Annotated in this window: 10 protein-coding genes; 5 read left to right on the top strand and 5 right to left on the bottom strand. The window is 59.2% G+C overall.

Features of this window, described 5'->3' with window-relative positions; genetic code table 11:
* A partial coding sequence (locus ABIN98_RS15905) for a helix-turn-helix domain-containing protein (protein ID WP_346911542.1) occupies positions 1 to 490 on the bottom strand: 490 nt, incomplete at its 3' end.
* A gap of 289 nt (positions 491 to 779) precedes the next feature.
* Between ABIN98_RS15905 and ABIN98_RS15900 the strand changes: the two genes are divergently transcribed.
* Genes ABIN98_RS15900 through ABIN98_RS15880 form a run of 5 tightly spaced genes read left to right on the top strand, consistent with a single transcriptional unit; the run spans position 780 to position 6,604 of the window.
* Complete coding sequence (locus tag ABIN98_RS15900) at positions 780 to 1,601, top strand: ABC transporter substrate-binding protein (RefSeq protein ID WP_346911540.1); 822 nt, start codon at positions 780 to 782, stop codon at positions 1,599 to 1,601.
* Positions 1,602 to 1,630: 29 nt separating this feature from the next.
* Positions 1,631 to 2,341 (top strand): amino acid ABC transporter permease, encoded by a 711-nt coding sequence (locus ABIN98_RS15895; protein ID WP_346911539.1) that lies wholly within the window; start codon positions 1,631 to 1,633, stop codon positions 2,339 to 2,341.
* Positions 2,338 to 3,081, top strand: a complete 744-nt coding sequence (locus tag ABIN98_RS15890) for an amino acid ABC transporter ATP-binding protein (protein ID WP_346911537.1) — start codon at positions 2,338 to 2,340, stop codon at positions 3,079 to 3,081. The genes ABIN98_RS15895 and ABIN98_RS15890 overlap by 4 nt, the downstream gene beginning before the upstream one ends.
* Positions 3,082 to 3,101: 20 nt before the next feature.
* Positions 3,102 to 4,109, top strand: a complete 1,008-nt coding sequence (locus ABIN98_RS15885) for an arginase family protein (protein ID WP_346911535.1) — start codon at positions 3,102 to 3,104, stop codon at positions 4,107 to 4,109.
* 44 nt (positions 4,110 to 4,153) lie between these two features.
* On the top strand, positions 4,154 to 6,604 hold the full coding sequence (locus ABIN98_RS15880) for an FAD-dependent oxidoreductase (protein ID WP_346911533.1): 2,451 nt from the start codon (positions 4,154 to 4,156) through the stop codon (positions 6,602 to 6,604).
* A gap of 89 nt (positions 6,605 to 6,693) precedes the next feature.
* On the opposite strand, the gene ABIN98_RS15875 is transcribed toward ABIN98_RS15880, so the two are convergent.
* The 4 genes from ABIN98_RS15875 to ABIN98_RS15860 form a co-directional block, all read right to left on the bottom strand.
* Entirely contained in the window at positions 6,694 to 8,574 is a 1,881-nt protein-coding gene (locus tag ABIN98_RS15875; RefSeq protein WP_346911531.1) for a tetratricopeptide repeat protein, read from the bottom strand.
* A 230-nt stretch (positions 8,575 to 8,804) separates the two neighbouring features.
* Complete coding sequence (pseB, locus tag ABIN98_RS15870; protein ID WP_346911529.1) at positions 8,805 to 9,857, bottom strand: UDP-N-acetylglucosamine 4,6-dehydratase (inverting); 1,053 nt, start codon at positions 9,855 to 9,857, stop codon at positions 8,805 to 8,807.
* A gap of 312 nt (positions 9,858 to 10,169) precedes the next feature.
* Entirely contained in the window at positions 10,170 to 10,886 is a 717-nt protein-coding gene (locus ABIN98_RS15865; RefSeq protein ID WP_346911527.1) for an acylneuraminate cytidylyltransferase family protein, read from the bottom strand.
* Positions 10,883 to 11,569, bottom strand: a complete 687-nt coding sequence (locus tag ABIN98_RS15860) for a WbqC family protein (RefSeq protein WP_346911525.1) — start codon at positions 11,567 to 11,569, stop codon at positions 10,883 to 10,885. Before ABIN98_RS15860 ends, ABIN98_RS15865 begins: the two co-directional genes overlap by 4 nt.
* Positions 11,570 to 11,611 lie beyond the last annotated feature (42 nt).

The raw sequence follows: 11,611 nt of genomic DNA, 5'->3' as shown, positions 1-11,611 counted from the left end.
TCGGATTGAAGCTCATCGTGTCGCCTTCATCGAGAATGGTCGTGTCCCCCTCCAGGGTGATCCGCACACTGCCCTTGAGCACGAAGACGAACTCTTCCTGCGAGTTGACGCTGTAGAGTTCGTCGCCACCGCCGCCGCCCGGCCGCATTTGCGAGAGGATCGCCTGAAACCTGGATTGCTGGTGCGCATTGATCAGAAAGTCATCGATATCAATGCCGCCGAACTTGATCGACAGCCGTTCGGACTTCCGGATGACCTGCGACTCGTTGTTGGGAAAGAGCGCGCCGATCGGCATGCTCAGAGTCTCGCAGATCCGCAGAAGCGAGGCAACGGATGGCGAGGTCTTGTCCCGTTCCACCTCGCTCAGGAATCCCTTGGTCACCCCGATGCTTTCGGCCACGTCGCTGAGCGTCATGCCCAGTTCCTGGCGGCGCTGACGCAGCTTGTCCCCGATATTGATCGAGGGCTTGTCCGTGGGTGTGAGCGCCATGCGTTTTTATCCTCAAGAGTCGATGCTTGACGGCTTCGATATCAGCCGACCGTCGTCCTAGTCAAAAGTTAGAAGCGGCGCAAAAGGGACCTTTTGCGAAGCGAATTTGTGCATTTCCGGGGCTTTTCGGCGGTCATCCTGCCCAATCGTTAGGCAAATTTGTATATTAATAACATAAAAAGTCACCTTTAAGCGAAAAATATTGACAGGATCACCGGTTAAATAGATTACTAAGTTCGCTAATACCGAACAAGCGCTCACATGCCTTCCAGCCTTGAAGGAGCCTGATATGTCCAGATCTTCCAGAAAATTCGCAGCCGCGGTCACCGCCGTTGCAGCCCTTGTCACCACACCGGCCCTCGCGGCGTCAGATGCACCCAGTTTCGTTGAGGACGGCGTGTTTTCCGTTTGCCAGGACCCAACGTTTCCTCCCATGGAGTTCATGTCCGCGGATCAGAAGCCGGTCGGCGTGGACGTCGATGTGGTTTCAGCCCTCGCCGCGCACTGGGGCGTCGAGCCCAAGGTCATGGCCATGGATTTCAGCGGCCTTCTGCCAAGCCTCAGCGCCTCCCGCTGCGACGCGGTCATCAGCGGCACGCTGTTGACCGAAGAACGGCAGAAGACGTTCGACGGTGTCGGTTACCTGAACACCTACATCGTCATCGTCGCCAAGAAGGGTGCTGCGCCCTTCGGCAGCGTCGAGGATCTCGCCGGCAAGAACATCGCCGCGCAGTCCGGCACCAAATATGTCGAAGAGCTCAACCATATGAGCACCGCTTTGGAAGCCAAGGGGCTGTCTCCGATCAACGTGCAGGTTTATCCGAAGCAGACGGACGCGATCCAGCAGCTGCAGGTCGGCCGCGTCGACGGTGTGATGACCCAGGACACGGAAGTCGCCTATCGCGAATTCGAAAATCCCGGACAATTCGAAACCGTCTGGACCGTGCCGCTGGAAACGCCCCAGCCCTACGCCGCCTATATCCGGCCGAATGGCGACGACAAGGCCATGCTTGCCAAGGCAATCGCCGCCCTGATGGCGGACGGCACGCTCAAAGGCATCATCGAGACCTGGAAACTGTCGCCGTCGCAGCTCACCGGCATCGGCGAGTAATTATCTCGAACCAATAAGAAGAGGGCGTGATGGAGTTTGATACCCAGGTTTTCTGGTCGGCCCTGACATCGGCCGCCTATCTCAAGGGTGCGCTCATCACGCTCTCCCTGACCGTAATCAGCCACGCGACGGCGATCGCCATCTCGCTGCCCATGGCGCTGGTGCTGAACGGCTCAAACCGCGTGGCACGCACCCTGGCCACCGGTTACGTTCTGATCTTCCGCGCGGTGCCGCAGCTTCTTCTACTGCTCTTCGTCTGGAACGCGTTGCCGCAATTCATCCCCGTGTTCCGGGAACCATGGTTCAACCCGTTCCTCGCCGCCTGGCTGGCGCTCTCGCTCAATGAAGCGGCCTACCAGGTGGAGATCAATCGCGCGGCCTTGCGCGCGGTGGATCACGGGCAAGGGGCTGCGGGCATTGCCCTCGGCCTGACCCACACGGACGTATACCGTTTCATCGTCTTCCCCCAGGCCGCACGCATCGCCCTTGCGCCGACCGTCAACGAGTTCATCACTCTGTTGAAAATCACCTCGCTTGCTTCGGTGATTTCCCTGCAGGAACTGATGACCGTGACTCAGATCTCGGTCGCCCGCACGTTCCAGTTCAGCGAGTACTACCTCGCGGCCCTGATCTACTACCTGGTCATGGTCTTCACCCTGATGGCGATCCAGAAACGCATCGAACGCCGCTTCGCCTGGGAAAAGACCGGCATGCCCGGCTCGGTGGGAGGCGCACGATGAGCGGAGCGCCGATAATCCGCCTGGAAGGCGTGTGCAAGAATTACGGGGACTTCACCGCCCTCGACAATGTCAGCCTTTCGGTCTTCCAGGGCGAAAAGATCGTGATTTGCGGGCCGTCCGGTTCTGGAAAATCCACCCTGATCCGCTGCATCAACGCTCTTGAGCATCACGATGCCGGCACGATCACCTTTGACGGCCAGCAGCTTTACGCGCCCGGCGTATCGCTCACCCATATCCGGCGCCACGTCGGCATGGTGTTTCAAAGCTTCAACCTGTTTCCGCATCTGAGCGTTCTGGAAAACTGCATCCTCGCCCCGAAACGCACGCAAGGCATCTCCGACGCCGTGGCGCGCGACCGTGCGCGCGGCTATCTCGACCGGGTGCACATACTCGACCAGGCCGACAAGTATCCAGGCCAGCTTTCCGGAGGCCAGCAGCAACGCGTGGCGATTGCCCGGGCGCTGTGCATGGAGCCCAAGGCGATGCTGTTCGACGAGCCGACCTCGGCACTCGATCCGGAGATGATCGGCGAGGTGCTCGAGGTGATGACCGATCTCGCCGAAACCGGCATGACCATGATCTGCGTGACCCATGAAATGGGCTTTGCGAAGCGGGTCGCCGATCGTGTGGCCTTCATGGACCGCGGCGCGATCGTGGAATCCGCGCCGCCGCAAGACTTCTTCGCAAATCCGCAGACGGACCGGGCCGCCGCGTTCCTGCAGAAACTGATTCATCCCTGATTTGATTAAGGAGAGACGGAATGTCTGACCCGTTCCAGAAGGCGCGCGCGGAATCGTCCGCATGGTATTGGTGGGGAGTACCGACGTTCTTCCGCTGCGAACATGATTTCGACCCGGCCAAATGCGATATCGGCCTGGTCGGCGTGCCCCACAGCTCCGGCAACGGATCGACCGAACGGGACCAGCATCTGGGACCGCGCGCGGTGCGCCACGTTTCGGGCTATTACCGCAGGGCCCATGGGGTTCACGGCTTTTCGCCGTGGGATGCTGTCCGCTGCCACGATCTCGGCGATGTTCCCCTGCCCGAAGGCATGAACAACGAAGCCTGCGTCCGCGACATCGAAGCCTTCTACCGGCACATTGATGCGGCCGGTACCCGGCCGGTCTCGATCGGCGGCGATCACTCGATTACGGGGCCGATCCTCGAGGCCATTGCCGGGGAAGGACGCAACCTGTCCGGTGGAAAGAAATGTGCGCTGATCCACTTTGATGCGCACACGGACACCTACGAGAACATGGAACACTGGAACGGCGCGCGGAAATCGGCCGGACACTGGGCCGCCTATACCGTGCGTGACGGCGTCGTCGACGCCAGCGCCAGCACCCAGCTCGGCATTCGCGGCCATCCTTCGGCAACGATCCACACCGGCCAGGTCGGCGCAACGAGCCGCGACCTCGGCTACCGCGTCCTGACCATGGACGAGGTCGACGATCTGGGCGTTGAAAAGACCATTGAGATCATCCGCGAGCGGGTCGGCGACCTGCCGGCCTACATCACCTTCGATCTCGACTCCCTCGATCCGTCGGTGGCCCCGGGCGTTTCCAACATCGAACCGGGCTTCGGTGGACTGTCGATCCGACAGGCGACCCGCATCCTGCAGGGCCTGAAAGGGCTTAACATCATCGGCGGCGATGTGGTGTGCCTGATGCCGACCAAAGACAGCCCGAACCAGATCACGGCCCAGCTAGCCATGGTGATGATGTTCGAAATGGTGACGCTGATCGCCGCCAGCATGACCGGTAAGTAACAAGCACGGTTCCGCGTCAAGGCAGGAGCGGACGGGAGGAAGACATGAACGAAGTGCCCGCACGGTGTGACGTCGCGATCATTGGTGGCGGCGTCGCCGGCTGCTCGATTGCCTATCACCTGACCAGGATCGGGATCAGCAACGTGACCCTGTTCGAGCGCAAGCAGCTGACGAGCGGCACCACCTGGCATGCAGCCGGGCTGGTCACGCAATTGCGTGCGACGCGCAACATGACCGAGCTTGCCAAGTACACCGGCGAACTCTTCACCAGTCTCGCTGCCGAAACCGGTCAGGAAACCGGCTACAAGCAGAATGGCGCGCTCCGGCTCGCCACCCACGAGGCACGGCTGGAAGAGCTGAAGCGGGGCGTGTCCATGGCCCGCAACTTCGGCCTGGAGGCGCATGTGCTCTCCGCCGGCGAGGTGGCCGAGCGCTACCCGCTGATCCGCAGCGACGATCTGGCCGGCGGCATCTGGATGCCGAAGGACGGCCAGGTCAATCCAGCCGACGTGACCATGGCGCTCGCCAAGGGTGCGCGCATGGGCGGGGCGAAGATCTTTGAAAATTGTCCGGTGCAGGCGATCCTCATCGAAAACGGCAAGGCCGTCGGTGTGCAGCTGGAAGACCGGGAGGTGCGCGCCGACAAGGTGGTGATCGCCGGAGGCATGTGGTCAAGGGACTTTGCCGCCCGATTCGGCGTGTCCTTGCCTCTGCATGCCGCCGAGCACTACTACATGGTCACCGAGGCCATGCCCGAGCTCACCCGTGACCTGCCGATTGTTTTCGTCGGAGACGAATGCTCCTATTTCAAGGAGGATGCGGGCAAGCTGCTGTTCGGCTTTTTCGAACCCGACGCCAAGCCTTGGGGGCATGAGGGCATTCCGGAGGATTTCTGCTTCGGAACCCTGCCGGAAGACCTGGAACACATCTCGCCCTATCTTGAAAAGGCCATCGAGCGCTATCCCTCGCTCGCTCATACAGGCATCCAGCTTTTCTTCAACGGCCCGGAAAGCTTCACACCGGACGACCGTTACCTGCTGGGCGAAACGCCGGAGGTGAAGAACCTGTTTGCGGCCTGCGGCTTCAACTCCGTCGGAATTCTGTCTTCAGGCGGTGTCGGCAAGGCGCTGGCCGACTGGATCCGCGACGGGTACGCCCCGGTCGACCTTTCAGATGTGGACATCCGGCGCATGCAGCCATTCCAGTCGAACAGGACTTATCTCTACGACCGCACCAAGGAAACGCTCGGGCTGCTGTTCAGCATGCATTGGCCCAATCTGCAGGTCGAGACCGCGCGCGGCGCAAGGCGCAGCCCGTTCCACGACCGCCTCAAGGAGGCGGGCGCATGGATGACGGAAGCCGCCGGCTGGGAGCGGCCCGGCTTCTTCTGGAAAGCGGGTCAGGAGCGCGAGGTCGCCTATTCCTACGGAACGCCCAGCTGGTTCGACAATGTCGCAGAGGAGTGCCACAACGTTGCGGAAAACGTCTCGCTGTTCGACCAGTCCTGTTTCACGAAGTTCCGCTTCGAAGGCCGCGATGCCTGCCGGGTGCTGAACCGGATCTGCGCCAACCAGATCGATGTGCCCGTGGGCAAGGTCGTCTATACCCAATGCCTGAACGAGCGCGGCGGGATCGAAGCCGACGTGACCGTGACCCGGCTCGCCGAGACTTCGTTCATGGTCGTCTCCGTCGCCACCAGTCAGACCCGCGATATGTCCTGGTTCCGCAACCAGGTCCCGGACGAAGCACATGTGTTCATTACCGACCTGACTTCGGGCATGCCGATGCTGGGCGTGATGGGGCCGAAATCACGTGCGCTGCTTCAGCAGCTTTCGGGCGGCGATTTTTCCAACAAAGCGTTCCCCTTCGGCACCAGCCAGGAGATCGAGATCGGCTACGCCAAGGTGCGCGCGAGCCGGCTCACCTATGTCGGCGAGCTTGGCTGGGAACTCTATATTCCGGCCGAGTTTGCCCAGCACGTGTACGACCGGCTTGTCGAGGCGGGCACGGACTTCAACCTCGGGCAAGCCGGATATTTCGCGCTCAATTCGCTTCGGATGGAGAAGGGTTACCGGCACTGGGGACATGATATCGGCCAGGACGACACACCTTGCGAGGCCGGACTTGAATTTGCCGTCGGCTACGACAAACCGGGCGGGTTCATCGGCCGCGACGCCTTGCTTCACGGCTGTGCGGGCTGGCTTCCGCGTCGCAAGCTGGTGCAGATCCGGGTGGAATGCGACGGTCCAAGTCAGTTCCTCTATCACGAGGAGCCGATCCTGAAAGACGGCCGGATTGTCGGCTCGGTGACCTCCGGTGCTTATGGCCACCGGCTCAATGCATCGCTCGGGATGGGTTACATCGGTCATCCGAACGGCGTGACGAAGGACTTCATCGAGAGCGGAAACTTCGAGGTCGAGATCGCCTGCAAGCGGTACCGTGCAACCGTTCAGTTGGCGCCGTACTACGACCCGAAGAGAACCAGGCTCGCTTAGGTGTTTCTGTCGAAAACTCCATCTGTCAGCAACGTTTAGATCGCGGACCGGGAAAGCTCACGAGTCCCTGCCCGCTTCGGAACCATACCCTAAAGCCCCAACCGTCTGTTCCGGGCTTCGGGAGAAAAGGTCTGCAGAAGCTTGCCCAGTTCCTCCTTGAGAACCGGAACGATTTCCTTTGTCGGAAGCCTCTCGTCCAACTCGCAGTAATGCGTGGAAGGTTGGGTGAGGATGTATTTGCCGTCCACAAGCGGCATCAGATAAGGCGCCCCCCAACTGAGAACTGGAATGTCCAGGACCGCGGGCAAGACGGATGCCGAGGTATTTGCAGCAACCACAAAATCGCAGATCGCGGAAAGCGACATTGCGGAATCCAGATCGTCGAACAGATCCACATCCGGGAAATCGACAAAATTCCCGTTCGTATGCTCCTGCAGATAACTGAGTTCTTTTTCCACGCTGACATATTGCAGGTTCACGTAGGTCACCCCGTCAAACGCCATGACGGGGCAGAAGTCCGGCGCGGAGAGATAAGACCTCATCCGGGGTGTCGCCAGGTTCTGCGATCGCCAGGAGACACCGACGATCGGCCCGTTTGCACGGTCTGTCAGACGTTCCAGGAAACCGAGCGCCTGGTCCCGGTCGAATTTGAATGCCGGCCGCATGGCCGTGGTGTAAGCCTCGCGGCTGCGGCGGAAATGGCCGCCCAGATCGGAGATGGCGATCTGGCAGTCATAATCGGCTTTGGCCGACGGACCATCAGTTTCGCTTAGTATCCTCGTCCCGCGGCATTCGATGTCCGGGAAGGTCCGCTGAAACAGTTTCACCGTCTTGGGCGGCCCTTCGTAGATGATCCTGCCGCCGCGCTCGAGCAGATCATGAAGCATGATGCCGGAGATAATGGTGTCGCCGATCCCCTGGTCCTGCCAGACCATGATGGTCTTGTCCGACAAATCGCCGCCATCCCAGACCGGGACATCGAACTCCCGGCTCATGACGCCACCGATGCCTTTACCGGCGAGCCTGGCCGGGTGCAGATCCCAGCCTTTTTCGAAATCGCCAAGAGCCATGTAGGTCAGGGACAGGTTCCAGTCGATCTCGGGATTTCCCCCACCGTCCAGACGCTTGGCGAGCAAGAGGGATTTCAACGCGTCTTCCCGGCGGCGCACATACAGGTAGCAAAGACCGAGGGTTATGAGGCGTGACGCATCCTTCGGGTCTGCTCGAACGGCATCTTCTGCGTAGGGAAGCGCTTCGAAGGGCCGGCGGTTCCTGTACAGATACTTGGCAGCCTGATGCTTGATCGAACCATCGTCAGGAAACCGTTTCAGCGCCTCGACCAAGTCCTTTTCGGCAGTGTCGTCGTCTTCGAGAGTCAACCGGCACCAGATCAGGGCGGCCCGGTGTTCGGCGTTGTCCGGCTCCTTCTGAACCAGCGTTTCGAAAATGGACAGGGCTTGTTCGTGTTCCTCTTTGTCCATCAAAAGCTTGCCGAAGTTTCGGTAGCCTTCCAGGTAGCTGGGAAAGTCGGCCTGCAGTTTATGGAAAGCGCGCTCGGCCTCGTCCTTCCGCCCCAACTTGAAGAGCGTGATGGCCTTCAGGTTGAGCGCTTCGACCTGTCCGGCATCCAGTCTGATCGCTTTTTCCGCGTTCTCGAGGACCTCTTCCAGGGGGCTGTCCGCAAGGTCTGCTTGAGCGCGGGCCAGGTTCGTGTAAAACGGTGCCTTATCCGGAGAAAACTCGATGGCTTTCCCGATATATTCGATGGCCCGTTCCGGAAATCCGAGCTGGCGATAGGTAATACCGAGAAGATGGTTCGCATCGGCATTGCGCGGGTGTTTTTTCAACACCGACTTGTAGATGCGCGCGGCCTTTTCAAGTTTGCCTGAAGTCTGCAGGGCAATCGCTTTTTGAAGGGACGCCACGACAGGGTTTGCCGGTGCCTGCCTGAGAACTTGCTGCCTTGCCATGAGACCGTCTTCCCGCCGTTGAATACGCTTTCAGAAAAACCAGGTACCGATCTTCAAGTTCGAAACCGTATAGAATTGAACCTGGATCACATCTATCCGGTGAACCAATACATGCGCTCTCCAAGCTCACTTCAGAAGATCTAACAAATAAAAGTGCCGGCGAGCGTGTACCAAAGCCCCTATCAACAACTTATGGAATTGCTCCGGCTTACCTTTTCCGGAAGCTGCCCCTAGGCATCCACCAGATCCAGCATCCGGCACAGGCTCTCCTGATCGAGCCACCAGTCATTCGTGGCGCTGGAATAGGAAAACCCCGCCGGAACCGGAACAGCGTTCAGCGTCTCGCGAAACGAGCGGCGGCCATAATCGACGAACTCGGGCTCGATCGCGTACCGGTCTCCCAGATCCACGGTGGCTCGGGCATCATCTTCCCCGATCATCATTTCGTGGATCTTTTCGCCGGGCCGGATACCGACGACTTCAATCGGCAGGTCAGGTGCGATCGCCTGTGCCAGCATGGTGATCGAAGAACTCGGAATTTTCGGAACGAAGATTTCCCCGCCCTGCATCACCTTGAAACTCGAAAGAACGAAATTGACGCCCTGCTGCAACGTGATCCAGAACCGCGTCATCCGTTCATCGGTAATCGTGAGCGCCTCTCCCTTGCGGGCCAGCTCACGGAAATACGGGATCACAGACCCGCGGGAACCGGCGACATTCCCGTAGCGCACCACGGAAAAGCGTGTCCGGCCGGAGCCGACCAGATTGTTCGCGGCGCTGAATGCCTTGTCGGAGGCGAGCTTGCTGGCACCGTAAAGATTGATCGGATTGCACGCCTTGTCCGTCGACAACGCGACAACCTTCTCCACGTCCTGGGCAATCGCCGACGCGATGACATTCTCGGCGCCGACGATGTTCGTCTTGACGCACTCCATGGGATTGTATTCGGCAATCGGCACATGCTTGAGCGCCGCCGCATGAACCACGATGTCGATATCCCGCATCGCCATCTGCAGCCGCGGCCCATCGCGGACATCGCCGATGAAGAACCGCAATCTGGAAAACTGTTCGCCGGTCAGCTCGCGCCGGAGCGCATGGGACATCTCGAACTGCTTCAGTTCATCGCGGGAATAGATGACCAGCCGGTTCGGCATCCAGTTGGACAACACGGTCCTGACAAACCGCTGCCCGAATGAGCCGGTCCCGCCCGTCACCAGGATACTTTTGCCGTTGAGGTCGAGCAGATCCTGACTGAAATCATTCAAACCGAATTCATTGGCCATTCTTGTTTTCTATCTCTGCCATCATTCCAGCTTCGGGAATGTCTTCCGAACGTGCGAATGCCAGGCACCCGGAAAACACATCAAACAAACAATGAGGACGCCTGAGCGATTCGGCCACAAGAGAACGTGCGCAGGATCGCTTTTGCACGTATTTTGATTAGATACTCAGATCTAATTACTAACAAAAAAGAAAAGGCGGAATTGGAACGCAAGAATTGAAGGTCGCCAGTTGTAAAAAATCCGGAATAATCACCAATAAAATATTGAAAACGCCTCAAAAGAAATGGGAATTAGAGTTGGCGGAGGCTCCAATCAGGCTCCCTCTTCAGATTGTTTTTGCAGCATCGCCCGGTACATCATGCCGGCATGCTCCCAGTCTTCCGGCCAATTGATATCGGTGGCGCGCCAGCTCGGCACGACAAAGCCCCTGAACTTCGTATAGTCGCCCGCACCGGAACTCTTGAGGATATAGTCGGGCGAATAGAAGCAGAACATGCCGGCATCGTAGAAACCGGCGGATAAATCCTGGGTTCTCCGGCTCAAACCATCCGCATTGAAGGGCAACAGGTCTTCCTGATCGTTGATCGTGAAGGCGTGATCGATTGGAGCCGGAAAGGGAGCCACGGCCAGCAAGGCCTTGTCCGGATCTCCGGCCTCGAATTCGGCGCAGGCTTTTTTCAGATCCTCCGGATCGACCAGGGGGCTGGTGGCATAAATCAGGCAGATCGTATCGAACGCCTGTCCGCGCGCCAAGTATTCTCCCACCACGTAGCGGAGCAGATCCATGATGGTGACATAGTCTCCGGTCAGCTCCTCAGGGCGGCCGAAATCCGGTTTGACGCCGCAGGTCTCGGCCACCCGGGTGATCGCCTCACTGTCTGTCGACACGTGAATGACATCGTAAATGCCGCTCGCCTTGGCGGCGTCGATCGCATGGGCAATCATCGGCTTGCCGAAGAAGTCTTTCACGTTCTTGTGCGGAACGCGTTTTGAACCTGCGCGCGCCGGAATGACACATAGTCTCTTCATGGGCACCTGATCCCTTCGCGCATGATCCTGCCTGCATCAGGGCCGCAATTCATCAGCAGATCCAGCACAGACATGTAGGGCTCGAAATCGCCGTGGACCTGCGGCCAGACGGGGTGTTCATAGACAAAGTAACGAACCGGAATATCGGCCGCTTCGAATTCATCCGCAGCATCGAGATAGTCTTTCGATCCCGGCGGCGAGATATAAATGTCCGCGCCGCATTCTCTGCAAATGTCCGCAAGCAGGGCCGCTTTCCGCCCCCCGACATCCATTCGGGAGGAGAACGAAACGGGCGTGTCGATCTCGAGCTGCTCCTTGAAAAATCCGATCAGAGCAATATTCAGGTCGAGGAGATGGCTGAGGTCCCGGGACAGGATTGAAAAGACGTCCTCCGCATAGTCCTTGTAAAAGGCCGCCTTGCTGTAGCTGTGTTCGATCGCACCGATCATCTTGCGCGGAAAGTCGGGCGTGTCCCGGTTGATCAGGACATCGCGGATCGCCTGATCGCTCTTGCCCCTGGAGATGACGGGAACCGTGAGCCACTGCGGGCCGTTGGCGGTCCTGATCCGGTTGCGTTGCTGCCAGCTGCGCTTGTCGAACTGGACATGATCCAGAAAGACAAATTCGTCGACATGATCCATCAGCGCCATATAGCCCGTCCACGGCAGGAAGGTCGGCTGCATGATGGCAACCTTTTTTCCCGTGGCTGGTTGGGGGACAGGCGG

Origin of the sequence: uncultured Roseibium sp. (assembly GCF_963675095.2) — a bacterium.
Classification (GTDB): domain Bacteria; phylum Pseudomonadota; class Alphaproteobacteria; order Rhizobiales; family Stappiaceae; genus Roseibium.
The sequence above is the reverse complement of the archived record's forward strand: the minus strand, read 5'-3'. Positions and strand labels throughout refer to the sequence as shown.